This window comes from Methylobacterium organophilum (genome assembly GCF_022179465.1).
GTDB lineage: Bacteria > Pseudomonadota > Alphaproteobacteria > Rhizobiales > Beijerinckiaceae > Methylobacterium > Methylobacterium organophilum.
This window is the reverse complement of the sequence record NZ_BPQV01000001.1, coordinates 359,278-385,016: the sequence shown is the minus strand read 5'-3', so window position 1 is coordinate 385,016 and position 25,739 is coordinate 359,278. Positions and strand designations below refer to the sequence as shown.

21 protein-coding genes are annotated in these 25,739 nt (G+C 70.0%); 15 read left to right on the top strand and 6 right to left on the bottom strand.

The genetic code is table 11. The features are described 5' to 3' along the window. The first annotated feature begins 1 nt into the window (after position 1). Complete coding sequence (locus tag MFF21_RS01735) at positions 2–1,504, top strand: carbohydrate porin (protein WP_238309455.1); 1,503 nt, start codon at positions 2–4, stop codon at positions 1,502–1,504. Between the two features lie 294 nt (positions 1,505–1,798). Continuing rightward, entirely contained in the window at positions 1,799–4,027 is a 2,229-nt protein-coding gene (locus tag MFF21_RS01730; protein WP_238309454.1) for a TonB-dependent siderophore receptor, read from the top strand. A 40-nt stretch (positions 4,028–4,067) separates the two neighbouring features. On the opposite strand, the gene MFF21_RS01725 is transcribed toward MFF21_RS01730, so the two are convergent. Together MFF21_RS01725 and MFF21_RS01720 are read right to left on the bottom strand one after the other, a co-directional pair. Further along, positions 4,068–4,811, bottom strand: a complete 744-nt coding sequence (locus MFF21_RS01725; RefSeq protein ID WP_238309453.1) for a TerC family protein — start codon at positions 4,809–4,811, stop codon at positions 4,068–4,070. Positions 4,812–4,831: 20 nt separating this feature from the next. After that, positions 4,832–5,755, bottom strand: a complete 924-nt coding sequence (locus MFF21_RS01720; protein WP_238309452.1) for a lipid kinase — start codon at positions 5,753–5,755, stop codon at positions 4,832–4,834. A gap of 323 nt (positions 5,756–6,078) precedes the next feature. Here MFF21_RS01720 and MFF21_RS01715 point away from each other — a divergent pair, with 323 nt between their 5' ends. The 10 genes from MFF21_RS01715 (at position 6,079) to MFF21_RS01670 (ending at position 15,292) form a co-directional block, all read left to right on the top strand. Further along, a complete protein-coding gene (locus MFF21_RS01715) occupies positions 6,079–6,894 on the top strand; it encodes a hypothetical protein (protein ID WP_238309451.1) in 816 nt (271 codons plus the stop codon). A 20-nt stretch (positions 6,895–6,914) separates the two neighbouring features. Beyond that, complete coding sequence (locus tag MFF21_RS01710; protein ID WP_238309450.1) at positions 6,915–8,330, top strand: hypothetical protein; 1,416 nt, start codon at positions 6,915–6,917, stop codon at positions 8,328–8,330. 118 nt (positions 8,331–8,448) lie between these two features. After that, complete coding sequence (locus tag MFF21_RS01705) at positions 8,449–9,075, top strand: ribonuclease D (RefSeq protein ID WP_238309449.1); 627 nt, start codon at positions 8,449–8,451, stop codon at positions 9,073–9,075. Positions 9,076–9,296: 221 nt separating this feature from the next. Beyond that, positions 9,297–10,016 (top strand): lipopolysaccharide-assembly, LptC-related protein, encoded by a 720-nt coding sequence (locus MFF21_RS01700; protein WP_238309644.1) that lies wholly within the window; start codon positions 9,297–9,299, stop codon positions 10,014–10,016. After that, the gene (locus MFF21_RS01695; RefSeq protein WP_238309448.1) at positions 10,013–10,825 is read left to right on the top strand and encodes an LptA/OstA family protein; all 813 of its coding nucleotides are present in this window, start codon (positions 10,013–10,015) and stop codon (positions 10,823–10,825) included. The genes MFF21_RS01700 and MFF21_RS01695 overlap by 4 nt, the downstream gene beginning before the upstream one ends. 71 nt (positions 10,826–10,896) lie before the next feature. Next, positions 10,897–11,727 (top strand): LPS export ABC transporter ATP-binding protein, encoded by an 831-nt coding sequence (lptB, locus tag MFF21_RS01690; RefSeq protein ID WP_238309447.1) that lies wholly within the window; start codon positions 10,897–10,899, stop codon positions 11,725–11,727. Between the two features lie 339 nt (positions 11,728–12,066). Continuing rightward, complete coding sequence (gene rpoN / locus MFF21_RS01685) at positions 12,067–13,608, top strand: RNA polymerase factor sigma-54 (protein ID WP_238309446.1); 1,542 nt, start codon at positions 12,067–12,069, stop codon at positions 13,606–13,608. Positions 13,609–13,717: 109 nt separating this feature from the next. Beyond that, a complete protein-coding gene (gene hpf / locus MFF21_RS01680; protein WP_238309445.1) occupies positions 13,718–14,317 on the top strand; it encodes a ribosome hibernation-promoting factor, HPF/YfiA family in 600 nt (199 codons plus the stop codon). A gap of 166 nt (positions 14,318–14,483) precedes the next feature. Further along, a complete protein-coding gene (gene ptsN, locus MFF21_RS01675; protein ID WP_238309444.1) occupies positions 14,484–14,951 on the top strand; it encodes a PTS IIA-like nitrogen regulatory protein PtsN in 468 nt (155 codons plus the stop codon). Positions 14,952–14,968: 17 nt separating this feature from the next. Next, complete coding sequence (locus tag MFF21_RS01670) at positions 14,969–15,292, top strand: hypothetical protein (protein WP_238309443.1); 324 nt, start codon at positions 14,969–14,971, stop codon at positions 15,290–15,292. Positions 15,293–15,344: 52 nt separating this feature from the next. Here the strand turns inward: MFF21_RS01670 and MFF21_RS01665 are convergent, their stop codons facing one another. Further along, positions 15,345–16,115: a Crp/Fnr family transcriptional regulator gene (locus MFF21_RS01665; RefSeq protein WP_238309442.1), complete on the bottom strand. Its 771-nt coding sequence runs from the start codon at positions 16,113–16,115 to the stop codon at positions 15,345–15,347. Between the two features lie 669 nt (positions 16,116–16,784). Here MFF21_RS01665 and MFF21_RS01660 point away from each other — a divergent pair. Beyond that, entirely contained in the window at positions 16,785–17,483 is a 699-nt protein-coding gene (locus tag MFF21_RS01660; RefSeq protein WP_238309643.1) for a Crp/Fnr family transcriptional regulator, read from the top strand. Beyond that, the gene (locus MFF21_RS24085; protein ID WP_373324897.1) at positions 17,411–17,674 is read left to right on the top strand and encodes a DUF6894 family protein; all 264 of its coding nucleotides are present in this window, start codon (positions 17,411–17,413) and stop codon (positions 17,672–17,674) included. Before MFF21_RS01660 ends, MFF21_RS24085 begins: the two co-directional genes overlap by 73 nt. Positions 17,675–17,695: 21 nt before the next feature. Here the strand turns inward: MFF21_RS24085 and MFF21_RS01655 are convergent, their stop codons facing one another. Beyond that, positions 17,696–18,301, bottom strand: a complete 606-nt coding sequence (locus MFF21_RS01655; RefSeq protein WP_373324896.1) for a Crp/Fnr family transcriptional regulator — start codon at positions 18,299–18,301, stop codon at positions 17,696–17,698. Between the two features lie 446 nt (positions 18,302–18,747). Continuing rightward, a complete protein-coding gene (locus tag MFF21_RS01650; protein WP_238309440.1) occupies positions 18,748–21,702 on the bottom strand; it encodes a Hint domain-containing protein in 2,955 nt (984 codons plus the stop codon). Between the two features lie 592 nt (positions 21,703–22,294). On the opposite strand from MFF21_RS01650, the gene MFF21_RS01645 reads away from it, so the two are divergent. Next, positions 22,295–24,433, top strand: coding sequence for a TonB-dependent receptor (locus MFF21_RS01645; RefSeq protein ID WP_373324880.1), 2,139 nt, complete (start codon positions 22,295–22,297; stop codon positions 24,431–24,433). A 19-nt stretch (positions 24,434–24,452) separates the two neighbouring features. Here MFF21_RS01645 and MFF21_RS01640 read toward each other — a convergent pair whose 3' ends face one another. Next, the gene (locus MFF21_RS01640) at positions 24,453–25,664 is read right to left on the bottom strand and encodes a penicillin-binding protein activator (protein ID WP_238309439.1); all 1,212 of its coding nucleotides are present in this window, start codon (positions 25,662–25,664) and stop codon (positions 24,453–24,455) included. Positions 25,665–25,739: the final 75 nt, after the last annotated feature.

Genomic DNA, 25,739 nt, shown 5'->3' with positions numbered 1-25,739 from the left:
CATGAAGGGGCATTGGTTGGTCGTGGCCGCGCTCGGCCTCGGCGCGGCGGGGCCGGGATCCGTGGCCGAGGCGCAGGAGACGCCGGCGGCGGCCGGGACGGGCATCGGCGTTCCCGCCACGGTGCAACGGCCGGCGCTCCGCCGGGCCGGCGTCCGGGGGACGCGCCGCCCGCGGGATGGCCAGGGTTTCGCAGGGGCCAGCACGGCGGCGGGCGCTGCCGACGCCCTCGGCCAGACCGCGACGCCGCCGGCCGTGCCGCCGGGCACCCTCGACCTCGGCAACGGGCTCTCCTTCCTCCTGAACTATACCGGCCAGGGGGCGATCAACCCGATCGGCGGCCTCCGCCAGGGCTCGGCCTGGGCGGGCCAGGTCTTCTTCGGCATCGACGGCGACCTGAACCGGCTCGCCGGGATCGAGGGCGGCTCGTTCCACATCGCGGTCACGAACCGCCACGGCCGCAGCCTCGCGGACGATTCCATCGGCAACAACACCTCGGTGCAGGAGATCTATGGCGGCGGCCAGACCACCCGGCTGACGCTGTTCTCCTACCAGCAGAAGCTGTTCGACAACCGCCTCGACATCGAGTTCGGCCGGCTGGTGGCCAATATCGCCTTCCTGAACTCGCCGATCTACTGCAATTTCCAGACGAATTCCGCCTGCGGCAACCCGACCTTCGTCTTCAAGACCTCGAACTTCACCTTCTGGCCGGTCTCGAGCTGGGGGGCGCATGCCAAGGCTTGGCTCACCGACAAGGTGTTCTTCCATGTCGGCGCCTATGAGGTGAACCCGCTCCACCAGCAGCCGGGGGATAACGGCCTCGATTTCTCGACCAAGGGGGCGACCGGCGCCATCGTGCCCTTCGAGCTCGGCTACTCGACGACCTTCGCCAACGACGCGCTGCCGCGCAATTACGGCATCGGCGGCTGGGTCGATGCCTCGGATTATGCGGATCCCGTCCGCGACATCACCGGCAACCGCGCCGTGCTGACCGGCCTGCCGCTCGCCACGCGCTTCGGCCGCTCCGGGATCTACGCCCGCTTCGACCAGATGGTCTGGCGGCCCGATCCCAACGGCGTGCAGGGCCTGACCCTGTTCGGCGTCGCCATGGCCGGCACCTCCGGCCGGCTGAACGAGGATTACTTCCTGGAGATCGGCGCCCTGCAGACCGGCACCTTCACCGGCCGGCCCTACGACACGGTCGGCTTCGTCATCAACACGCAGAAATTCAGCCCGCTGGCGCTCTCCAACATCGAGGCGGCCCAGGCCGCGATCGGCCTTACCCGCTCGATCCCGACCCAGCAGATCATGATGGAAGTCAACTACGGCATCCAGGTCACGCCCGCGATCCGGCTGACGCCGAACCTGCAATACATCATCAACCCCGACCAGACCCGCTTCCCGTTCTATCCGAAGAACATCCCCGACACGCTGGTGGTCGGCGCAAAGCTCTCGGTGGATCTGTTCACCCTCGCGGGGCTCGCCAAGGGGCCGGGCAGCCTGTGAGGGGCCGGGCGGCGCGCGCCAGAAGAATGGAGGGAGGGGGCATGGGCCTCCCCTCCCTCCTTTAGCGTCGGCCGCCTGTTGCCGGAACACAACGACGATCATCTTCGCACGGGCGCGCTTGACTGGTCCGACTCTAAAGAGGGGCGTAACATCCTGAGCGGGCAAGGCTAAATCCGCCGCAATGTCAGTTTGTAATTAGTCTAAGTATTTGAATTATATCGTCATTTTTCTTGCGGAGGGGGCGCTGCCCGGACATCGTCCGGCCAGCCCCTTAATCTGAAGCAAGAGTTCCGCATGCCGTCGCGCATCCGTCCCGCCGCCCCTCGTCCCCTCGCGACGCTCCTCCTCCTCGGCACGGCCCTGACCAGCCCCGCCCTCGCCCAGCAGGCGACGACGCTGGAGACGATCTCCGTGGAGGGCAGCCGGACGCAGGGGACGGCGCAGGGCTCCGGCAACGTGGCGGCCCCGGTCGACGGTTCCGCGACGAGTGGCGGCGGCGGCGGCCCAAGCGGGATCGTCGGCTACACCGCCCGCATCAGCCCGACCGCGACCAAGACCAACACGCCGCTGATCGAAGTGCCGCAATCGGTCTCCGTCGTGACTCGCGAGCAGTTGAACGACCGGAACGTACAGACGCTCAGCGAGGCGCTCGCCTACACGCCCGGCGCGGCCGTCAACATCGCCGGCTACGACCCGCGCTTCGATTCGATCTCGATCCGCGGCTTCGACGTCACCTACAACGGCATCTTCCGTGACGGCCTGCGCCAGGTGGGGGCGAACCTGACTTTGCCGCGGATCGAGCCCTACGGCCTCGAATCCGTGACCATCCTGCGTGGGCCTGCGGCTGGTCTCTACGGCCTGGGTTCACCGGGCGGCATCCTCGACGTGACGACGAAGCGGCCGGTCTTTACCCAATTCGGCGAGATGATCCTGCAGGCGGGCAACTACGACCGCTATCAGGGCAATTTCGATTTCGGCGGCCCGGTCCAAGGTAGCGACGGCACGCTCGCCTACCGTCTCACCGGCGTCGCCCGCCAGTCGGACACGTTCCTGCCCGGTGCCAAGGACGACCGCGTGAACATCGCGCCGGCCTTCACCTGGAAGCCCTCGGCCGACACGACCTTCACCTTCCTCAGCGAGTACCAGACCTCGACGGTGCCGGGCACGGCCTTCTTTTACAACGATCCCGGCTTCCGGGTGAGCCGGTTCTACAGTGGCGATGCAGCCTTCAACGACGTGAAGCAGGAGCAGTACCGGATCGGCTATGCCTTCGAGCACAAATTCACGCCGGACCTGATCTTCCGGCAGAACTTCCGGCACTACGGCACGTTCGTCGATTTCAAGTATACCTCGATCGATTCGATCAACGATGCACGCACGATCGGAACCCGCTCCGTTGGCCGGCTGCGGGAGGCGCTGCGGCAGACGACCCTCGACAATCAGATCGAGGGCCATTTCGACACGGGCCCGATCCAGCATGTCGCTGTCGCAGGGCTCGACTACACCCACTACAGCTTCGGTACGCGGTCCGGATTCGGTCCCGCTCCGGATCTTGATCTCGTCAATCTGAACTACGGGCGGCAGTTCATCGCCTCGCCCCTGCTCGGCGATACCTCCCGGCAGGTACAGGACCAAATTGGTGTCTACCTGCAGGACCAGATGAAGTTCGATCGCTTCATCTTGACGCTGACAGGCCGCCACGATTGGGTCAACCAGGACAGCCTCGATGCCACGGGCGCGCGCACGGGCAGCCAGAACGACAGCGCCTTCACCGGGCGCGTCGGCCTCGGCTACGTACTGGCGCCCGGGCTGGTGCCTTATGCGAGCTATGCGACGACCTTCACGCCGCAGCCCGGCGTCAACATCGTTACGAACCAACCCTTTAAGCCTGCGACCGGCGACCAGATCGAGGCCGGCGTGAAGTACCAGATCCCGGGCACGAACATCACGGCCGCGGTCGCCGGCTTCGACATCCGGCAATCCAGCCTGTTGCGTACGGATCCGACCAACGTCGTCAATACCGTGGCGACCGGCGAGGTCAGTTCCCGCGGCTTCGAGATGGAGATGATCGCGAATTTCGCGCCCGGCACCAACCTGACGCTGTCCTACACGCATCTCAACTTTCAATTCGTCAATCAGACGGCCTACGACCCCAATCGCGGCGGCTATTACTCGGTCGACGGAAACCAGCTTTCCGGCATTCCGGGCGACACCTTCACGGCCTTCGCTACCTACCTGTTCCCGCCCTCCTCGCCCCTCGCCGGCCTGACCATCGGTGGCGGCACGCGGTTCACGACGAACAGCTTCGCGGACGACTTCAACACGGTCCGCAATCCGACCGTGACCCTGTTCGACGCCCTCGTCTCCTATGACTTCGCGGCCATCGACCCGAGCTACAAGGGCTGGCGCGCGCAGATCAACGGCTACAACATCCTCGACCGAAACTACACGAACTGTCAGACGGGCTATTGCTACCGCGGCGCTCCCGCGACGGTGATCGGCAGCCTGATTTTCCGCTGGTAAGCACCGCCGGGCGCCTCCTTTCGGAAGCGCCCCGCCCCACTCAGGCGTCCCCCGCCGCGCCCTTCTTCCTGCGGCGGCGGGCCAGCATGTTGAGGGCTTCCACGCCCGCCGAGAAGGCCATGGCGGTGTAGACGTAGCCCTTGGGCACGTGGGCGCCGAAGCCCTCGGCGATCAGCGTCATGCCGATCATGATGAGGAAGCCCAGCGCCAGCATCACCACCGTGGGGTTGGCCGCGATGAAGCGCGAGAGCGGATCGGCGGCGACGAGCATCACGGTCACGGCGGCCACCACGGCGATCACCATGATCGGCACGTGCTCGGTCATGCCCACCGCCGTGATGATCGAGTCGATCGAGAAGACGAGGTCCAGAACCAGGATCTGGCCGATCGCCGCCGCGAAGCCGAGCGGGGCGCCCTTCTCCCCGCTCTCGCCCCCGTCCGGGTCGACGCTGTGATGGATCTCCTTGGTCGCCTTCCAGAGCAGGAACAGGCCGCCGGCGATCAGGATCGCGTCGCGCCAGGAGAAGCTCTTGCCGAGGATCGCGAAGACCGGCTCGGTCAGATGGACGATCCAGGCCACCGTGCCGAGCAGGGCGAGGCGCAGGATCAGGGCGAGGCCGATGCCGGTGCGCCGCGCCGTGGCCTGCTGGGCCTGCGGCAGCTTGTTGGTCAGGATCGAGATGAAGATCAGGTTGTCGATGCCGAGCACCACCTCCATCACCATCAGGGTGGCGAGCGCCGCCCAGGCGGCGGGGTCGGCGGCGAGCTGAAGGAGGCTGTCCACGGGCAGGCTCGTCTCTCGGGTCAGAAGGGAAGCGGGAAGCGGCTTTCGGGCGGGCGCGTGCCGTGCTCGGGCGCGAAGATGCGCACCGCCCTCGGCACCACCTTGAAATGGGCCGGCGTCTGCGTGGTCAGCTCTCCGTCGGTGTTCACCGGCCGCGGCTTGCGGGTGGTGAGCCGGATCTCCGTGGTGCGGAAGGCGCGCACATCCGCCGCCTCGCCCTGTGTGCCCCGCCGCAGGGCCGGAAGCAGGGCGAGCAGCCGCCACCAATGGGCGACCTCCAGGCTGTAGAAATCCAGCTTGCCGTCGTCGACGGTCGCGCTCTCCGAGACCGTCATGCCGCCGCCGTAATGGCGCCCGTTGCCGACCGAGGCCTGGATGGTCACCACCTTCTCGGTCTGGCCGTCATGCTCGATCGTCACCGTGAAGGGGCGGGCGCGGCGGAGCAGGCGGAAGGCGGCGATGGCGTAACCGACCGTGCCCCATTTCTTCTTGGCATCCGCCGTCAGCTCGCCGGCGAGATCCGCCGAGAAGCCGATGCTCGCCACGTTGAAGTAGTAATGCCCGTTGACCCAGCCGAGATCGACGGGCTTCGGATCGTTCGTGACGATCGTCCGCGCGGCCGCGACCGGGTCGAGGGGGATCTGGAGCGAGCGGGCGAGATCGTTGGCGGTGCCGAGGGGCAGGATGCCGAGGGGCAGGCCGCTCGCGACGAGGGCCGGCGCGGCATGGTTCATGGTGCCGTCGCCGCCGCCGAGGACGACGAGGTCGCAGGCGCGGGCATGGCGCTCGATCAGCGCCACGCAATCGTCGGGCTCGGGCTCGATCGGGGTGATGCCGCCCGCGCGGAGCGCGGCGCGGATCTCGTCCAAGGGCGCGGCGCCGTTGCGCGCCTTCGGGTTGACGATCAGGAGGGCGCGCCGCTCGGGCAGCGAAGAGGCGGTCAAAGGGCCGCTCGCATCAGGGGTCGCGCCGCGTCTGCGCTGGCTCCAACGGGGATCCGACATCACGGCCGACGCCTCGACCGCCAGAGGGGCCCGGACCCGGGGCACGCTCAAGGTGGGCTCTTCGGGGCCGAGGGCAAGGGCAAACGGCGCGGTTTTGCCATGATTCACATGGGGCACGGGGGCCTACACCCTCAGCTTGCCGAGGCTCGCGCTCCCGTGGCATGCCCGGGCCACGCCGCGCGGGTTCCCGGGCGGGGTGGAACCGTGCGGGCGCCCGGGGGCGTTTGTCTCGCGTTCCCTTATCGCTGCGATCGGATGACGTCATGCGCCGCCTAGCCGGGTATTCCCATCTCGTCCTCCTCGCCGTCCTCGGCGGCGCCCTGCCGGCCGTGGCGCAGCAGGCCGGAGGCTGGGTCGACCCCCCGGCCAAGCCGGCGCCCGGGAAGGCGACGCCCGCGGAGGCGCCGAAGGCCGCGGCGGAGAAGACCGAGGGGACGCGCAGCCCCGCGGTGCGCACCGAGAGGCCCGCCGCCCACACCACTCCCGCCCGGCGCGCGGCCGAGGCGGCCCCCCCCGAGGGGCACCGGGGCCGGCTGCGCTTCTCCCGGCGCGACCGGGGCGAGGCGCATCGGCGCATGGCGCCCCCGCTGGTCGTCCCCGTCCCCGTGCCCGCGGAGGCGCCGGCCTCCGATCCGCGCTTCGCGGATTGGGCGGTCACCACGCAGCAGGTCGCGACGGATTACCTGCGCACCGTTTCCTCCGGCAACGACACCTTCGTCGGCGCCGCCCCGCGCTTCTACGCGCCGCAGGTCCGCTTCCACGGCCGCACCATGACCCTCGCGGCGATCATGGCCGAGAAGCGCCGCTTCGGCCGGCGCTGGCCCGAGCGGCGCTACGAGCCGCAGGAGCGCGCCATGCGCACCGCCTGCCACGCAGCCTCCGCCACCTGCATCGTGCGCGTGCCGGTCGAATTCACCGCATCGAACCCTGCCCGGGGCGCCCGCTCCAGCGGCGTGGCCGAGCTCACGCTCACCGTCAGCTTCGCCGAGGGCCGGCCGCTGATCGTCGGCGAGTCGAGCCGCGTGCTGCGCCGCTACGGCCCGACCCTGAGCGGACTCGCCCCGGGACGCGGCGCCTGAGAACGGATCCGGACGCGGCGATGACGAGTGCTGGCGCCTCCACAGTCTTCCTGCCCACGGCGGACGAGGAGGCGCGCCTGCGCGGCCTGATCCTGGCCGAGCTCGATCGCCAGCGCGCTCATCCCCTCGCCCGCCAGACCCTGGCCCTGATGGTCGAGGCCGCGACGGAGCCGACCGAGGAGGCGCCGGGCTACCGGGTCGTCGACCGGCACGGCGCGCCGCGGATGCGCCCCGTGCCGGCGGCGGACCCGTTTCAGGAAAAGAAGAGCCGGAAGAAGGCCGGGCCGGCGCCTGCGGTGCCGGCCGAGCCCGTCCCCTTCACCCTCGAGGATCTCGTTGCGGAGCTGCGGGCGCGCCATCCGGCGCTGTTCGCACCGATCCCGGAGCCCGCGCCCGAGCCGGTCGAGCCGCCCCGGGACCCTCTCGCCGAGGTGAAGGCCGCGAGCGCCCGGTTCGTCGAGACCCAATCCGCCCTGGCGCGCTCCTTCGCGAACCGCTCTGCGGAACGGGGCCGGGCGATGGCCAGCGCGGCGAGCGGGGCCTTCGAGGGTTGGCGCGCGCGGCGTGACCGCCGCCTCGCCCCCTCCCCGCCGTATCCCGTTCCCGCCCCCGCCGAAGAGGCCCCGCCGGTCGCCTCCGCCGCGGCGGCGCAGGGGCTCGAAGGCCCGCCTCCGTTTTCGCCTCCGCCGCAGGGCGATCGGCCCGGCCTCGGAGCGGCCGGCCTGACGCGCCTGCGCCGCCTGGGCGCCGATGCCGGCGACCGGCTGCGCGAGGGGCGCCACCGGCTGCTCGATCGCGCGCAGGGATTCGGCTGGCGCGACCAGGGCGACGGCGCGCGCCGGAGCCGCACGCTGCTCGCGGGGTTCGCCGGCCTCACGGCCCTGGCGGTGGTCGCGGCGGTGCTGGTCTCGGGGGGCGACGAAGAGGAGGCGACGGCACCGAAGCCGCAGGCCTCGACGGAGGCGCCGCGGCCGGCCAAGGCGCCTGCTCCGCCTCCTTCCCAGGCCCCTGCCCAGGCCCCTTCCCAGGCCAAGCCCCCTTCCCAGGCCAAGGCTCCCCCGGCGGATACCGAGGAGCAGCCGCCCGAGGGCGAGGAGCTGCCCGCCCCGTCCCGCAACCCCAACGAGCTGCGCGGCCCGGCGGAGGTGATCGACACCGCGACCCTGCGGGTGGCGGGCAAGGTCGTCCACCTGTTCGGCGTCGAGTGGGTCCGCGGCGGCCAGGCCGAGGAGCTGACCAAATATCTGGCGGGCCGCGAGGTCACCTGCCTGCCCGCCCCGGGCAGCAGCGCCCATACCTGTACGGTGGAGAGCCGCGACCTTTCCGAGGTGGTGCTGTTCAATGGCGGCGGCCGTGCCTCCTCGGAGGCCACGCCGGAGCTGATCGCGGCGGAGGACCACGCCCGCAGCGAGCGCCTCGGCGTCTGGAAACGCTAGGGGACGAGGGCGCGGGGCGCTGTCCGCGCGTCGGCCTTGCCGTCGGACGCCTTTCCCTCCGGGCTTCCGGATGCTAGGCGCCGAATCGTCTCCCCGGAACGATCGCAGACCCGACACGATGTCCGCAGCGCCGACCATCCGCTTCCACCGCGGCGATCTCCCCGCGAGCTTCGAGCCCGGAAGCGCGATCGCGGTCGATACCGAGACGCTCGGGCTCAATCCCCTGCGCGACCGTCTGTGCGTGGTGCAGATCTCCAAGGGCGACAACAGCGCCGACGTGGTGCAGATCGTGCCCGGCGGCCCCGTGCCGGAGGTGCTCAAGGGCGTGCTGGCCGATCCGGGCGTGCAGAAGATCTTCCATTTCGCCCGCTTCGACCTCGCGGTGCTGTTCCACGCCCTCGGGGTGATGCCGGGGCCGGTCTACTGCACCAAGATCGCCTCGAAGCTCGCCCGCACCTATACCGACCGGCACGGCCTGAAGGACGTGGTGCGCGAGATGGTCGGCGTCGATCTCTCCAAGCAGCAGCAATCCTCGGATTGGGGCGCGGACACCCTGAGCCAGGCCCAGCTCGACTACGCGGCTTCCGACGTGCTGCATCTCCACGCCGCCCGCGACCGGCTCGACACCATGCTCGCCCGGGAGGGCCGCACCGAGCTCGCCCGGTCCTGTTTCGACTTCCTGCCGACCCGGGCCAAGCTCGACCTCGCCGGCTGGTCGGAGAGCGACATCTTCGCGCATGCCTGAGGCGGTGTGCTTGACCGCGCAGAAATCCGGTTTTCGGGGATCGCCTCCAAGATGACGGTGCATTGCGCGTGTGGACGCGCACATGCGGGCCGTTGATCAATTCTTTGCCGCAAGGTCATAACTTCGCCACCGCACGCACGCATCCGCCTCGAGGCGCGGTGCCGCCCCCGACCTGTCGGGACACGGCAACGGTGACGCGCGCAGGCACCATCGGGGTCCGAATGCAGGCGGCCGATCCTCTCGACATGGATAGCGACCTCATCGCGCTCGCCGCGAACGAGAACGCACGCCGCCGTCGCGCCCATAGGCAGGCGCGCCGCCACAGCATGCGCGTGCGCGCCCTGCGCTTCGTGATCCCGGTCGCCGCCGGAATCGCCGTGCTCGGGCTCGGCGCCGTGGTGGCCTATCGCGCCCTGGCCCCTTCGCTGCCCAACGTCACCCTCGGGCCGGTCAGCGTCACCGGCACCAAGGTGACCATGGAGAATCCGCGCCTGTCGGGCTTCCGCAAGGGCGACCGCGGCTACGAGGTCACCGCCACCGCCGCTCTGCAGGATGTGCGCAAGCCCGCCCTCATCGAGCTGCAGACCATGAAGGGCCATCTCGCCACCGACGACAAGGGCGGCCTGGCCTATCTCGAGGCGAAGAACGGCCTGTTCGATTCGGCCCGCGAATCGCTCACCCTCGACCACGACATCCGGCTCTGGACGGACAAGGGCGAGGAGATCCGGCTGAATTCCGCCGCCGTCGACTTCAAGGCCGGCACGGTGAAATCGTCCGAGCCCGTGGCCGTCACGGTGCCGAGCGGGCGCATCGACGCCGACACCCTCGACGTGGTCGACAACGGCAAGGTGATCTCCTTCGTCGGCAACGTGCACGCGGTCTTCCACGGCACCGACAAGGCCGACCGCAAACCCGCCGCCATGGCGGAGGCCCAGCCGTGACGCGCCTGCCCCTCCGTCTGCTCCTTGCCGGGCTCGCGCTGTCGCTCGCTGCCGCGCCTGCGGCGGTGCAGGCCCAGTCGGATGCCAAGAAGTCCGGGCTCGGCGCCTTCGGCGCCGGCGGCAAGGAGCCGATCAAGATCGACGCCGACCGGCTCGACGTGTTCGACCGGGAGAGCAAGGCGATCTTCGCCGGCAACGTCGTCGCCGTGCAGGGCGACAGCACCATCCGCTGCTCGGCCATGACCGTGTTCTACAAGCGCGGCAAAGAGGGCGGCAAGGACGCGTCGAAGGACGCTGCCAAGGATAAGGATGCGGCCGCCGGGGAGAGCGCCTCCTCCGGCGAAAGCGCCGCCGCCATGGCCGAGAACGGCATCCGCAAGGTCGAATGCGCCGGGCCGGTCACCGTGGTGCAGAAGGACCAGGTCGCCACCGGCGACAACGCCGTGTTCGACCAGACCGCCAGGCGCATCGTGCTCACCGGCAACGTCGTGCTGAGCCAGTGCCAGAACGTCACCCGCGGCTCGCGCCTCGTTTACGACATGAATACCGGCCGCGCGAACATGGACCCGGTGGCCGGCGGGCGCGTCTCGGCGATGTTCGTGCCCGGGCAGAAGGACGATGCCAAGGGCGGCGCCAAGGGCTGCCCGCCCCCGCCGGGCACGGCCAAGGCCGCCCCGAAGCCGGCGGAGGGGGCCAAGTCCGCCGAAGTGGCAAAGTCCGCCGAAGCGCCCAAATCCGCCGAGGGCGCGAAGCCCACCGAGGCCGCGGGCCGGAACCCCGGCGGCAAGACGCGGGCGCAGGCGAATTGACTGAGGCGATCGCGACAGGCTGGGCCGCTCCGTCCTGGCGGACGGGGTCGGCCCCGGCGGCCGGTGCCGCCATGGCGGTGGCCGCGCGCTCCCGCGCGCCCTCCTTCCTGCGCCGCCTCCTCGGCCGCAAGGCGGCCGCCCGAAGCGCGGAAGCCGCCGCCGAGGCCTTCGAGGGCGGCCCCGGCATCCTGGCCGTGCGCGGCCTGCGCAAGAGCTACGGGGCGCGCACCGTGGTGCACGAGGCGGGCCTGACGGTGCGCACCGGCGAGGCCGTGGGCCTGCTCGGCCCGAACGGGGCGGGCAAGACCACGATCTTCTACATGATCACCGGCCTCGTCACCGCCGACCGCGGCACGATCAGCCTGGACGGCATGGAGATCACCCGGCTGCCGATGTACCAGCGCGCGCGCCTCGGCATCGGCTACCTGCCGCAGGAGGCCTCGATCTTCCGGGGCCTGTCCGTCGAGGACAATATCCGCGCGGTGCTCGAGGTGGCCGAGCCCGACCGCAAGCTGCGGGAGCGCAAGCTCGATTCCCTGCTGGAGGAGTTCGACATCGCGCGCCTGCGCAAGTCGCCCTCGATCGCCCTGTCCGGCGGCGAGCGCCGGCGCTGCGAGATCGCCCGGGCGCTCGCCTCCTCGCCGACCTTCATCCTGCTCGACGAGCCCTTCGCCGGCATCGACCCCATCGCGGTGGGCGACATCCAGGATCTCGTGAAGCATCTGAAGCGCCGCAACATCGGCGTGCTCATCACCGACCACAACGTGCGCGAGACGCTGGGCCTGATCGACCGCGCCTATATCGCCCATTCCGGCCGCATCCTCACCGAGGGCACCCCCGACGAGATCGTCGCCAACGAGGATGCCCGCCGGCTCTATCTCGGCGAGGATTTCCGGCTCTGAGCATGCGTCGCGCCGGGGTCTCGAATGGGGCTGCGCGTGCCGAGCCGTAAGGCCGCGGTAACCTCCCCTGAGCCACGCAGGCGGCCGCTGCGCGCGTCGCAGAAGCGCGCAAGGTTTTCTTAGAGCGCGAATCGGACAGTCCCGCTCCGCAAGGGTCACCTGTGTCGGCACGGTCGCGATGCACGGGATTCGGGGCGGCAGCCCCAAAGGCGCTTTGACCTGTGCCGCGGTTGGGGCTAAGTCTTAAACAGGTCAAAAAAGCAAGAAACGTGCCGCTAACGGGGCCCGAGCTGCGGCCGGGTCCGCTCTCACCTTGTCGATCGGGAATCGGGCTTCGCGATGAGTCTGCTGCAACGGCTGGAAATGCGCCAGGGCCAGGCCCTGGTGATGACGCCGCAGCTCCTGCAGGCCATCAAGCTCCTGCAGCTCTCCCAGCTCGATCTCGTCGCCTACGTCGATGCCGAGCTGGAGCGCAATCCCCTGCTCGAGCGGATCGAGGGAGAGGGCGGCGAACGCGAGGCGCCCGAGGCCGCCGGCGAGGCCGATCGCGGCTTCGACGGCGACGGGGATGGGGGCGAGGCCGAGTCCTGGCTCGCCAACGACATGGCCCCCGACCGCACGGAGATCGAGAGCCGCCTCGATACCCGCCTCGACAACGTCTTCGCCGACGAGAACCCGATGCCGCGGGAGAGCGGGGCCGGCGACATGCTGTCCCTGACGCCCGCGCCCTACGGCAATACCGGCGGCAGCTTCGACGGCGAGCTTCCCGATTTCGAGGCGACGCTGACGGCGGAGACGTCGTTGCGCGATCACCTCGCCGCACAGCTCGACATCGCCACCGCTCATCCCGGCGACCGGCTGATCGGCAGCTTCCTGATCGATTCCGTCGACGAGGCCGGCTACCTGCGCGAGACGGTCGAGGGCGTGGCCGAGCGCCTCGGGGCGAAGCTCGACGACGTCGCCCGGGTGCTGAAACTCGTCCAGACTTTCGACCCGCCGGGGGTCGCCGCCCGCGACCTCGCCGAATGCCTCGCCATCCAGCTGCGGGAGCAGAACCGCTTCGATCCCGCCATGGAGGCCCTCGTCTCGCGCCTCGATCTCGTCGCCAAGCGCGATCTCGCCGCCCTGCGTCGGCTCTGCGGGGTGGACGACGAGGATCTGGTGGAGATGCTCGCCGAGATTCGCCGGCTCGATCCCAAGCCCGGCCGGGCCTTCGGAACCCATCCCGTCGAAGTGCTGGTGCCGGACGTGTTCGTGCGCGCCGCCCCGGACGGGTCCTGGCTGGTGGAGCTGAACGCGGAGGCGCTGCCCCGGGTGCTGGTCAACCAGAGCTACTATGCCCGTGTCTCCAAGGGTGCGGTGGCCGAGGGCGACAAGGCCTTCCTGTCCGAGTGCCTGCAGACGGCGAACTGGCTCACCCGCTCCCTCGAGCAGCGGGCGCGCACCATCCTGAAGGTGGCGACCGAGATCGTGCGCCAGCAGGACGGCTTCTTCCTGCACGGCGTCACCCATCTGCGCCCGCTCAACCTGAAGACCGTGGCCGAGGCGATCGGCATGCACGAGTCCACGGTTTCCCGTGTGACCTCCAACAAGTCGATCGGCACCAGCCGCGGCACCCTGGAGATGAAATACTTCTTCACCGCGGCCATTCCCGGCGCGGCCGGCGGGGCGGCCCATTCCTCGGAGGCCGTGCGCCACCGCATCAAGCAGCTCGTCGATGCGGAGGCCTCCGACGTGCTCTCCGACGATGCGCTGGTGCAGCGCCTGCGCGACGAGGGCATCGACATCGCCCGGCGCACCGTCGCCAAGTACCGCGAATCCCTGCGCATCCCCTCCTCGATCGAGCGGCGGCGGGAGAGGGTCGCTCAGTCCGCCCGCTAACACTTTGGCCCTGTTGGCTTCGAACCGGCATTTCGGATGCCGGCATCGCGTTGACTTGGATCGGCCCCCTTCCTAGTTCTGGGCGTCCCGGAAAAGATCGGAGACGTCGATGGCTGGTTTGCGGGTCACGGGGCATGGCCTGGATCTCGGCGAAGCATTGCGAGGGCGGGTGCAGGACCGGATGTCCGCAACCCTCGGCAAATATCTCGACAGCCACATGAGCGGCTCCTGCACGGGGCATGTGACCCTGCGCAGGGACGGCACCGCCTACCGCACGGATTGCGTGGTACACCTCGCCTCCGGCCTGACGCTGGAGGCCTCGGCGGCCGCGCACGACCCCCATGCGAGCTTCGAGCAGACCGCCGACCGCCTGGAGAAGCGCCTGAGGCGCTACAAGCACCGCCTCAAGGACCACAACGCGCAGAGCCACAACGGGGCCGACGTAGAAGCGGCCTACGCCGTCTTCGCCCCGATCGACGAGGAGGGGGAGGACGAGTCCGGCGCCGACGGCGAGGCCGAGCATCCGCCGGTCGTGGCCGAGTCGACCCGGACCCTGCGCCGGCAATCGGTCAGCGAGGCGGTCACCGCCCTCGACCTGACCGGTGCTCCGGTCGTCGTCTTCGTCCACGCTGGCACCGGCCGCGTGAACGTCGTATATCGGCGCAGCGACGGCGCGATCGGTTGGGTCGACCCTCCCGAGCGGGCCTGAGCCCGGCCCGGAGGCGGGCTCGGCCTCGGCTGGCAGGACTCTTGCGGGCTCGATGGCCTGTCGGAGAGCGGTCGGAGACGCGCTTTTGACGGATAGGCCGGGGCGACCACCCGGTTGTAGTGTACGGCATCCGCCTGGGGTGCCGACGAGGGGCGAAGCGTCCTCCATGCCGATCTTGGAATTCCTTCAGCCGGATGCCGTGATCCCGAACCTGCGGGCGCGGACCAAGAAGCAGGTGCTTCAGGATCTGAGCGCCCAGGCCGCCCAGCGGCTGCCCGAGCTCGACGAGCGCGAGGTGTTCGAGACGCTGCTCCAGCGCGAGCGGCTGGGCTCGACGGGGATCGGCGACGGCGTCGCGATCCCGCACGGCAAGCTCGCCAAGCTCAACCGGATGTTCGGGATGGTGGCGCGCCTCGACCGGCCCGTGGATTTCGAGGCCCTCGACGCCCAGCCGGTGGATGTCGCCTTCCTCCTGCTCGCGCCCGAGAGCGCGGGGGCCGACCATCTCAAGGCCCTGGCCCAGGTGGCCCGGGTGCTGCGCGAGCCGGGCATGCTGCAACGGATCCGCAATGCGCGGGACGAGAGCGCCCTGTTCGCGCTCCTGACCCACAACGCCGCGTCCCAGGCGGCGTGAGGGACGCTCCCTTGCGCGTGCGCGCCCTGCTTCCGGTCATCGCTCTGCTCGCAGCCGGCCCGGTCCTCTCTCCGGCCCGGGCCCAGGACGCCGTCTGCGCCCGGGACGTGCTGGTGGCGAACTCGATGCAGCGCCAGGCGATCGAGCAGCTGGAGACGGCGGGCGAGGATGAGGCCTCCCGCTGCCGGGTCTGGCGCCGGCACATCGACACGATGCGGCGGATCGCCGGCGTCTATGGCCGTTGCCTGTCGGGCCCCGAGCGGCGCGACCGCCTCGGTCAGGTCCAGGGCTCGGAGCAGGAATTCGCCGGCCTGATCCGGATGCGCTGCAAGGGGCTCTGAAGGAAGCGCCCTCCTCCGGCCGCCTGCGCGGGCCTGAGCATCGGAGGGCCGATCAGACGTTCGGGAGCGGGGGGCGCCTGTGGCCGTTCAGGGCCTCCAGGCCGGCCCGGTCGAGGATGCGCAGGCGGCCGCCCTTCAACTCCATCGTGCCTGAGCGGCGCAGCTCCTGCAGCGTGCGGTTGACGTGGACGCTGCTCGTGCCGATGCACTCGGCGAGATCCATCTGCGTCAGCGGCAGCGGGCAATCGCTCGGGCCGGAAAGACCCACGGCGTGCAGCCGGTCGAGGATCTCGCACAGCACCCGCGTCAGCCGCTCCGTGGCCCGGCAGATGCCGAGGGCGGCCAGCCAGTTGCGGCTTCGCGCTTCCGCTTCGAGCTTGGCCAGCCGGAAGGCCTGCGTGACGGCGGGATGGGTTGCGATCAGCCCCTCGAGCTTGGTCCGCGGCACGCGGGCCACCTGGCAGGGCGACAGGGCCGCGATGCCGTGATCCCACTGCGTCAGGTGGCCCAGATCGGTGTCGCAGAGGTCGCCCGGCAGCAGCAGGGCCAGGATCTGGCGCGCGCCGGCGGCATTCTCGACATAGCGGCAGGCGATCCCCTCCAGCACGAGGAAGGCGCTATCCGTCGCCTCGCCCTCGTGGACGAGATCCATATGGGCCGGCACGTAGGTCTCCCGCCGCGCGAGCTGGGACAGGGCCGTCCGGTCGTCGGGGGAAAGGGGGACGAAGCCGGCGAGCCGGGCGACGAGGACTTCTCCCGCGCTGTCGGGCGAGGGGGCTGTTCCGTTGCGGGGGCGGGCGAGGGGAGCCTGGAGGCCGGTCAATGCTCGGTCCCCAGCCGTTCCGCAGGGCGCATGGTCCGCGAGGCGGCCGCCGGGTTTCCGTGGGACGACGTGGGTGCATGACTCACGACAGAGGCCTCCCTCGATGCCGTCTCCGCCCGGTTGTCCCGCTCTCCCGGCTCGACGGCCCGGCGCGATGAGATCCGATCGTTGCCCAAGCATCGAAAAGATCCAACCCGATCCTGCGATCGAGCGTGATCAGAAAAACAACCGGCCGGGTCCGATTTCTCCAGAAAAATCTCGGACGCGCCGAGGAGCCCGTGGCGATGAGGCCCGGATCCCGCAGGAAATATCCTTAACCCAGGGTTTTATCATCTTAAATATAGGTTGTATCTTGGGTCTGAAACCGTACTTTGTTTTCTCGCCCCCTCGGTATGAGATCGTACGCTGGTCGTTTTTCGCCTGATCGTCCTTAAGTAAGGGGAGCGGTCCCGACGTCGCACAGGCGCCGCGTCCGAAATTCGCGATGCTTGGCAAGAGGTTTGCCTCGATAGGCGAGAGGCCGGCCCGGGCTGGATGGCTCGGGCGGGCGAGCCGGGGCGTCGCCGCTGCTGCACAACCTGTGCGGGAAATTCTCGAAGAGGGAGTGGAGCCGTGTCCCAGCTTCACCACGACATTGTCCGCAACCGGCTGCTCGCGGCCTTGACGCCGATGGAGTTCGAGCGCCTCGCGCCGAGTCTCGAACGAGTGTCCATGAGCATGCGGCAGCCGCTCGTCATGGCCCGCGAGCCGATCACCCATGGCTATTTTCCGGAGGACGGGCTCGTCTCGCTGATCTGCGACACGGTGGAAGGCCGCGTCGAGATCGGCCTCGTGGGCTATGAAGGCTTCGTCGGCACGCCGCTCGTGCTGGGCACCGGGCGCACGCCGCACAACGCGATGGTGCAGGCGGAGGGGTCGATGCTCCGCATCGAGGCCTCCGACCTGCAGGCGGCCCTCGAGGCCAGCCCGGCACTGCGGGGCGTCCTGGGGCGTTATGTCCAGAGCCTGATCGTACAGGTCGGAGAGACCGTTTACGCCAACGCGGACTGCACCATCGAGATCCGCCTCGCCCGTTGGATCCTCATGACGCAGGATCGCCTGCGCAGGAACGAGCTGCCCCTCACGCACGATTTCATGGCGCTCATGCTCGGCGTGCGCCGTCCCGGCGTCACGACCGCGATGCATGTTCTGGAAGGGCGCCGGATGATTCAGGCCAGGCGCGGGCGCGTCATCGTGCTCGACCGCGATCAACTGAAGGACCTCGCCCGCGACACCTACGGGACGGCCGAGGCGGAATACGAGCGGTTGCTCGGGGAGGCGGAACCCTGCCGCGCTACTTCCTCAACACACGTCGCCGCGGCGTCCTGATCCGCGACGAGGAAGGCGACGAGCTCCCCGATCTCGACGCGGCGCGCGGACTTGCCCTCGCGATCCTGCGCGAGATGCTGCGCCTGCCCCATGTCTACGGGGCGCCGCGCAAATGGCGGCACGACGTGTTCGTGATCACCGACGAGGCCGGCACGGCCCTCGCGGAGGTTCCCTGCGACACGCTGCTGTGATCCGAGCGGCCGCCGGTCCCCTCAGCCCCGCAGGGACCCGATCAAGCGCTCGTACTCGCTCTCCGCCGGCCCGTAGGCCTCGCCGGCGGCCTTGATCAGCCGGGCCCGGTTGAGCACGATGATGCGCCCGCGCTTGGCCTGGATCAGGCCCGCGCCCTCCAGCATCTGCAGGGCCACCGTGACGGTCGGCCGGCGCACGCCCAGCATCATCGACAAGAGTTCGTGGGTGATCGAGAGGACCTCGCCGTCCTGGCGGTCGTGATACATCACGAGCCAGCGTGCCAGGCGCTCCTCGACCGGCGCGCTGGCATTGGCCAGGGCCGTCTGGGCGATCTGGACCAGGAAGGTCTGCGCGTAGCGCAGCAGCAGCGCGCGCAGGGTTGGGCTGGCCTCGATCGCCCGTTTGAGGAGGTCGGTCCGGATCCGCTGACCGCCGCCCCCGACCTGCATGAAGATCTGGTGCGGGATGCGGTCGCTGCCCAGCGCGAGGGCCGCGCTGCCGAAGCCGTCCCGCCCGAACAGACCGATCTCGATCCGGCTGCCCTCCCGCGAGGCCGCGATCACGGAGCACAGGCCGGTTTCGGGAAAATGCGCGTGGAGGATCGGCTGGTCCGGCTCGACGAGCACAGTCCCCAAGGGCGCGTTGAACGGCTCAAGATGTGGTTCGAGAAGCGCGAGGTCGTCCTTTGAGAGAAGGGCGAGCAGGCGGTTCTGGCAGGACGAAGAAGCAGGCAAGACACAGATCGGCAGCTGGGCAAACGTTTGCGCGTGCCGAATAAACGATTGGTCGACAAAGGCGATTAGATTGTGATCGATCTCGGAGAACGGTCCGAAAGCAGACAGTATTTGCTCTGTCTGGATCAACATAGGATAGTGTCGACAACCGGACAATAAGCCATACAACCTTTGTTTTGTACGGTGCGTGACGAAGCGGTTGTGACGAGCTGCTTCGCGGAGTGCTTCTCCAAGGGGCTTGCGTCACGCGCGGCGCGGATGGGAATGGACGCCGCCGTCCCCTCGCAGCCGTTGTCAGGGAGGGACGGACGGGCCGAGACTCGGGGGACGAGGCCGGGCTATGCGCCGCGCCAGCTCTCCGGGGCGACCCACCCGCAATGCCCGGTGAGCTCCGCCGCGAAGACCGCGCCGAGGCGTGCCCGCTCGGCCTCGACCAGGGGGCCGTCCACGGCGACCGGCCGGCAGCGGCCGTTCCAGCCCGGGGGCACGAAGTCCGGGTTGTGCAGGGCGTGGTCGCTGCCTTCCGTGAAGAAGAGACGGTTGCCCCCGTCGAGATAGCTCTCCGCCGGCAGCCCTTCCGCGAGCAGGATGTCGTGGGCGTCGAGCTCCACGTGCCAGTAGGTGACGCGGGGCGCAGCCAGGCGGGCGATGCTGGTGCCGTTGATCAGGCACATGATCGGCACCAGCACGCCGCCCTCATTGTCCGCATCCGCCCCGACGAGGACCGGATGGCCGGGCGAGAGGAACAGCGCCCGCGCCGGCAGGGGCCGGCCCTCCGCATCCCGGCCGAAGGCGCCCTTACGGATGCGGATCGGCTGCTGGTCGTGGTGCAGGGGCTCGCCCGCGCCGTCGAGATCCCGGTGGCCGATCCAGATGATCGGCCGCAGGCCCCCCGAGGCGGTCACCGCCTGGTCGCCGACCCGCAGCGCTTCCACCGGCACCGCGCCGCGCCGGGTCTGGATCCGGGTGCCGGTGGTGAAGCAGACCGTGATCAGGGTGCCGCCATTGCCGTCGCTGCGCGTGGTGAAGGCGGTCGAGGCCGCGCCCGAGAAGCGGTAGCTCTGGGTGATCGCATTGCCGCCGCTCGTGCCCGCCACCGTCAGCAGGCTGCTGCTGGCGTTGAAGCTGACGCGCGCATCCGTGAGCCCGGCGAGGTCGAGCTCGGAGCCGGTGCCGAAATTGGCGATGGTGTTGGCGAAGGTGACGGCGTTCGGCTGCGCGGCCGCCGTCAGCGTCAACCGGGCGGTCGCCTCGCCTGTCAGCGTGGGGAAGGCGATCGCGCCGGTGCCGGCCGCGCCGGCCGCCGCGAGGGTGAGGTTGCCGGACTGGATCGTGGTGCCGCCGCTGTAGCTGTTGGCGCCGCTGAGCGTCAGCGCCCCGCTTCCCGCCTGCACCAGGCTGCCCTGCCCCGAGATCGTGTCCGCCATGGCGAGGTCGCCGCGATGGGCGAAGGTCAGCGTCCCGGCATTCGCGACCGTCCCGGCGAGGCTGCCCCCCGCACCCACCGTGAGCCCCGCATGGGCGTCGATGGCGATGCCGGCGCCGTAGGCCTGCATGTCCTGGATCGTCCAGGAGCCGCCCTGGACCGCGAGCTTCTCGACATTCACCACGTTGGCGAGGGTGCCGGTGGTCGCGCCCGAATTGGCGCCCAGGGAGCCGGACCCGCTCGCGGCCGTGGCTGGGCGGTCGTCGAGGCGCAGGTTGAGCGTGTCGGTGCCCGCACCCCCGTCGATCCGTCCGCTGACGGAGGAGCCCGTATAGAGGTTCAGGGTGTCGTCGCCGCCTTCCAGGTTGATCGCGCGGCCCGTATTGCCGGTGATCGTGCCGTAGTTGCTGAGGGTGTCGCTGCCCTCGCCGGTCTGGATCGCCGAACCGTCGCCCCGGATGAAGCGTGCCGAGCCCGCATCCGCGGTGGTGTAGCCGGTGCCGTCCAGGGTGCCGACGGTGCCCGGATCCGCGCTTCCGTCCTGGCGCAGGACCGTGCCGGTCGGGATCGTGCCGTTGCCGGTGATCGTGCCGGCATTGACGATCGTGTCGTTGTCGATGGCCGCGTTGCCGGTCTTGTTCTCCAGGCGGATCGCGTAGCCGTTCTCGCCGGAGATCTGGCCGCTCGCGCCGTTGACGATCGAGGTCGCCGCTACGCCGCTGCGGCTGCCGTCGGTGTTCGAGTCGTTGTTGACGACGATGCCGTAGGCCGCGCCGCGGATCGTGCCGTCGTTGGTGATGACGCCGCCGCCGATCGAGATGCCTTCGCTGTTGTTGAGGCGGCCGTTGCTGTCGTAGCCGCCCGCGCCCGTGCCCTCGATCACGCTGCCGGCATTGTTGGTGATGGTGGCGCCCCCATCGACGTCGACGCCGTCTCCGTCCCCGTCCACGGTCCGGTAGCCCGCTCGGTCATAGGCCGGCGCGTAGGCGCCGCGGATCAGGCCCGAATTCGTCACCGTGACCGTGTTGGCCGCCGCACCCGTGGTGTCCGAGCCGACGCCCGAGCCGTTGCGCCCGATGATCTGGCCCCCGGCGACGTTGTTGACGACGAGGCCGGTGACGTTGGTCTGGCCCACATCGACGCCGTGCTGGGAGCCGGTGATGGTGCCGTAATTGTCGATCCGGTCGCTGGTCGCCCCGTTCTGGTTGATGCGCACGCCGCGGGAGACGTCGTAGGTCTGCGCCGTCGAGGTGTTGCCCGTCTGGTTGAAGCTGTTGTTCGTCGACGAGTCGTTGACCGGGCCGTTGCCGTTGATGGTGCCGTAATTGACGAGCGTCTGGTGCGAGCCGAGGCGGATCGCGTCGCCGCTGTCGCTGCGGATCAGGGCGGCGGTGTTGTCGGCCGCGCCGTTGGTGATGACGCCGCCGCTCGTGAAATCCGTGGCCGGGGCGTTCGCGGCGCCGGTGACGGCGTTGAAGTTCAGGGCGAAGCCCGTGCCCGGATTGGAGCCGCCGACCGTGGGCGTTCCCATCGAGCTCGCGGAGATGATCTGGCCACCATTGGCGACGTCGAACCGGCCGGTGGCGGATTGCGCCTGCACGGCATCGCCGTTGAGGGACTGGACGCGGCCGTTCGTGCCGACGACCAGCCGGCCCGACACGATGTTGGCCCGGATGGCGCGCGCGCCGGAAGCGGTGTCGTTGAGCGTGCCCTCGATGTCGATCGTGGTGGTGCCGGACGAGACATTGGCCTGGATGCCGATGCCCGAGGTCTGGGTGCGGGTCTCGCCGGCATTCAGGGTGTAGGTGTCGGGCGTCGTGATCGAGTAGGTGCTCGATTGCGAGCCGGAGGGGATCGTCTGCGCCATAGATCTCGGGATCCTTCGAAGCGGCCTGCCGCCGCGCCGCGGGCGCGCCGGAGCTGCGGCGGTACCGGACGCGGCGCCGGGTCCCGGCTCGCGGGGATCGGGGGCAGCCGCTCGAAGCGCGCAGGCCGTCCCGCGTTAACCATCTCGTGTAACGGGGATGCGAAGGGCTTTTTCGCCTGCCCTGTGGCGCGTCGGCCACGGTGTCGAGCCCGGCCCATCGGGTGGGACGACGGTGATCGGCGGCGCTCCCCTTCCTTTGCCGGACGCTCCCCGGGCAAACGGCCTGTCGCCCGGCCGCCTTCTCCGCTGGGGCCGGGCGATCCCACGAGAACCGCGACACGCGTCGGAGGCACGGCGAGCAGCCCGGGTGTCACGGGTCGCCGATGTCTTGCATGAACCGTAAGTTGCGCATCCTCAAGTATAGCAATATCCGATAGAAAATTCCGATAAATCCGACAAATACATAAGAATTTGAAGAATTATAATTTGCAACTGCAATAATGTTTCGATATTTGTCGGTTTTTTATTGAGATAAGATCTTCGAATTGGCTAAGGCGGACCCGGTTCCGACACGAGCGGAGGCTCCGTATCCATGTTGTCCGTCTCCGGTTTGAGGGTTTTCGCCGGCACGTCGCTGGTCGTCATGGCCGGTGCCGCGGCCGCTCAGGATGCGCCGGTGCAACTCGACGAGATCGCGGTGGCGGGCAAGGCCGGGCCGCGCGGCGTCATGCCGGCCTATGCCGGCGGCCAGGTCGCGGAGGGTGGGCGTCTCGGCCTGCTCGGCAACACCGAGACGAAAACGTCTCCCTTCAGCGTCACGAGCTACACGGACAGGTTCATCCGCGACCGGCAGGCGCGCACCGCCTCCGAGGCCCTGATCCTCGACCCCTCCGTGCGCGCCACGCAGACGACGGGGGCGCCGTTCGACTCGTTCTACATCCGCGGTTTCCCCATCAACGAGGGGACCAGCGGCGAGATCGCCTTCGACGGCCTCTACGGCATCGCGCCGAGTTTCCGCATCTTCACGGACTATGCCGAGCGTATCGAGGTGCTGAAGGGGCCCTCCGCCGCGCTCTCGGGGGTCTCGCCCAATGGCGGCGTCGGCGGCGTCATCAACATCGTCCCCAAGCGCGCGGGCGAGGACCTGACCCGTCTCACCCTCGATTACGGCTCGGTCGCGCGCGGCGGCGGCCAGCTGGACATCGCGCGGCGCTACGGCCCGAATCGGGAATGGGGCGTCCGCTTCGTCGGCAGCCCGCGGGGCGGCGCCGCCCCGTTCGACCGGCAATCCGAGACCACGGCCGTCGGGGCGCTCGCCCTCGACTACCAGGGCGAGCGGTTCCGGGCCTGGCTCTACATGCTCGCCCAGACCGATCGCTTCACCGCGCCGCTGCGCCCGTTCCTCCTCAAGGCCGGTGTGCCCGTCCCGAAGGCCCCCGACGGCCGCCTGAACCTGACGCAGCCGTGGGAATACGCGCATGTCGACGATCGCGGCGGTCTGCTGCGCACCGAATACGATCTCACCGATCAGGTCACGCTCTTCGCCGATGCCGGCGGCTCCCAGACCGGTGTCGAGCGCTACTTCGCCTCGGCCCCGACCATCCTCAACGCGCGCGGGGACACGACCACGACCCCGCAATATTACGGCATGAGCATCGACCGCTCCACGTATGACGGCGGCCTGCGCGCCCGGTTCGACACCGGCTTCGTCCGCCACGCCGTCGCGGTGCAGGCCTCGGTCTATAACGAGGACATCGCCCGGCGCCTGTCGGCCGGACGGGGCAGCTACCTGTCGAATCTCTACGCGCCGGTCCTCGTCCCCCTCATCGCCCCGACGGTGGTCGAATCGCGCCCGCGCCTGTCCGACAGCACGTTGAGCGCGATCGCGGTCGCCGACACCCTGTCGGTCTTCGACGAGCGCATCCTCCTGACCCTGGGCCTGCGCCAGCAGCGCATTGAGGCCCATAACTACGTCTCGAATGTCGGCACGCTGGCCTCGTCCTACGACAAGGGCGCGACGAGCCCCCTCGTCGGCCTGGTGGTGCGCCCCTGGGACCACGTCTCGTTCTACGGCAACTACATCGAGGGCCTGAGCCGCGGCGACGTGGCCCCCCTCGCGGCGACCAATTCCGGGGAGGTGCTCGCCCCCTATGTCGCGCATCAGGTCGAGGCGGGCGTGAAGCTGGATTTCGGGACGCTGGGGGCGAGCTTCGGCGCCTTCCAGATCACCCGGCCGATCGGCGAGCTCAGCCCGGCGCGGCGCTTCGCCCAGACCGGCGAGCAGTGCGTCGGCGGCCTCGAGTTCACTCTCTACGGCGAGGTCACGCCCGGCCTGCGGGCCCTCGGCGGCGTCACGCTCCTCGACGGCGTCCTCACCCGGACGGCGGTGGCCGCCAATATCGGCCACACGCCGATCGGGGTGCCGGGCGTGCAGCTCAATCTCGGCGTCGAGTGGGATCTACCCTGGCTGCCCGGCCTCACCCTCAACGGGGCCGTCCTCCACACGGGGCGGCAGTTCGTCGACGCCGCGAACACCCAGGCGCTGCCGGACTGGACGCGCCTCGATCTCGGCCTGCGCTACGCGACCCTGATCGGGGGGTGCTGGGCGACCTTCCGCGCCGACGTGCTGAACGCGACCGGGGTGAATTACTGGACCGGCGTCGCCTCCTTCGGCACCTTCTTCCAGGGGGCGCCGCGCACCTATCTGCTGTCGATGTCGGTCGATCTGTGACGGTCGTGGCGGGGCGGCGTCAGATCCCCGAGGGCCCGAGCGCCTTCGGGGCGGGGCTCACCACCACCGCCGCGCCGTTGCGGATCTCGTAGACGGCGAGCGCCCGGTCGCTGGTGCCCTCCGGGCGGAAGCGGAAGGTGCCGTCGAGGCCGGCGAAGCCCGCCGGAATCGTCAGCGTGGTGTCGGCGAAGCGCTGCGAGCCGTATTGCCGGGTCAGGGCCGCGGCCAGGGAGACGGCGTCGTAGCCGAGGGAGGCGACCCGCGGCGGCACGCTGCCGAAGCGGGCCTGGTAGCGCTGGGCGAAGCTCGCGAAGCCGGCCCCGTCGGGGGCGGCGAACCAGCCGCCCTGGAAGGCCGGCAGGGCGGTGACCCGCGGGTCGTTCCACAGGGCGGTGCCGATCGGGCGGACCCGGGCGGGCGAGAAGCCGGCCTTGGTCAGGGCCGGCCCGACCGCGGACAGGCCCGTCGGCGTGTCCGGCAGGAACAGGGCGTCGGCCTGCGCCCCCGGCCCCGCGATCATCGGCCGGAGCCGGGCGATGGCCGGGCCGGGATCGGCGGCCGGGTAGCGCTCCAGGGCGACGAGGCGGGCGCCGCGCCGGGCCACCGCCTCCCGGAACTGTGCCTCGACCGCGTTGCCGTAGGTCGAATCGGGGATGAGGGCCGCGAAGGAGCGGCGCCCGCCCGCCGTCGCCTCGTCGACGACGCGGTCGACCTCGGACTGGGGCAGGAAGCTGATCAGGTAGACGCCCTTGGCGGCGACGCTCGAATCCGTGGAGAAGGCCACGATCGGCTTGCCCGCCCCCCGCGCCGCGCCGGCCGCCGCCTGGACATTGGCCGCGAAGAGCGGCCCGAGCAGGATCTCGGCCCCCTCCCCCAGGGCGGCCTGCGCCGCCTCGCGGGCGCCCTCCGGCGCGCCGCGGTCGTCCTTCACCAGGATCTGCAGGTCGGGCTTCTGGAAATCCTCGTAGGCGAGCTCGGCCGCATTGCGCAGGGCCGTGCCGATGGCGGAGCCCGGGCCGGTGAGGGGCGCGATCAGCGCGACCTTGACCGAGCCCGTGCCGATCCGGCCCGCAGCGACCGCCGCGGGGGCGGCCTCCGCCGCCGGAGGCGCCACGGCCTGCCGGCGTGGCGCCGGCGAGCCGTCGCTCATGCAGCCGCCGAGGCCCGCCGGGAGCAGGCCCGTCAGGAGCAGGGCGACGCTGCTCGCCGCCCGGAGCCGCCGCAACGCCATCGCCAAGCCCTCCCCCGAGCCTTCCCGAAGCGGGCCCAGGTTGGGTGTGCGCCTGCGAAAAGTAAATGTGAGGGG

Excerpts from the sequence above, each read along its gene's own strand:
- MFF21_RS01735 (WP_238309455.1), top strand. The coding sequence starts at position 2 with ATGAAGGGGCATTGGTTGGTCGTGGCCGCGCTCGGCCTCGGCGCGGCG.
- MFF21_RS01730 (WP_238309454.1), top strand. The coding sequence starts at position 1,799 with ATGCCGTCGCGCATCCGTCCCGCCGCCCCTCGTCCCCTCGCGACGCTC.
- MFF21_RS01715 (WP_238309451.1), top strand. The coding sequence starts at position 6,079 with ATGCGCCGCCTAGCCGGGTATTCCCATCTCGTCCTCCTCGCCGTCCTC.
- MFF21_RS01710 (WP_238309450.1), top strand. The coding sequence starts at position 6,915 with ATGACGAGTGCTGGCGCCTCCACAGTCTTCCTGCCCACGGCGGACGAG.
- MFF21_RS01705 (WP_238309449.1), top strand. The coding sequence starts at position 8,449 with ATGTCCGCAGCGCCGACCATCCGCTTCCACCGCGGCGATCTCCCCGCG.
- MFF21_RS01700 (WP_238309644.1), top strand. The coding sequence starts at position 9,297 with ATGCAGGCGGCCGATCCTCTCGACATGGATAGCGACCTCATCGCGCTC.
- lptB (WP_238309447.1), top strand. The coding sequence starts at position 10,897 with ATGGCGGTGGCCGCGCGCTCCCGCGCGCCCTCCTTCCTGCGCCGCCTC.
- rpoN (WP_238309446.1), top strand. The coding sequence starts at position 12,067 with ATGAGTCTGCTGCAACGGCTGGAAATGCGCCAGGGCCAGGCCCTGGTG.
- hpf (WP_238309445.1), top strand. The coding sequence starts at position 13,718 with ATGGCTGGTTTGCGGGTCACGGGGCATGGCCTGGATCTCGGCGAAGCA.
- ptsN (WP_238309444.1), top strand. The coding sequence starts at position 14,484 with ATGCCGATCTTGGAATTCCTTCAGCCGGATGCCGTGATCCCGAACCTG.
- MFF21_RS01660 (WP_238309643.1), top strand. The coding sequence starts at position 16,785 with ATGGAGTTCGAGCGCCTCGCGCCGAGTCTCGAACGAGTGTCCATGAGC.
- MFF21_RS01650 (WP_238309440.1), bottom strand. The coding sequence starts at position 21,702 with ATGGCGCAGACGATCCCCTCCGGCTCGCAATCGAGCACCTACTCGATC.
- MFF21_RS01645 (WP_373324880.1), top strand. The coding sequence starts at position 22,295 with ATGTTGTCCGTCTCCGGTTTGAGGGTTTTCGCCGGCACGTCGCTGGTC.
- MFF21_RS01640 (WP_238309439.1), bottom strand. The coding sequence starts at position 25,664 with ATGGCGTTGCGGCGGCTCCGGGCGGCGAGCAGCGTCGCCCTGCTCCTG.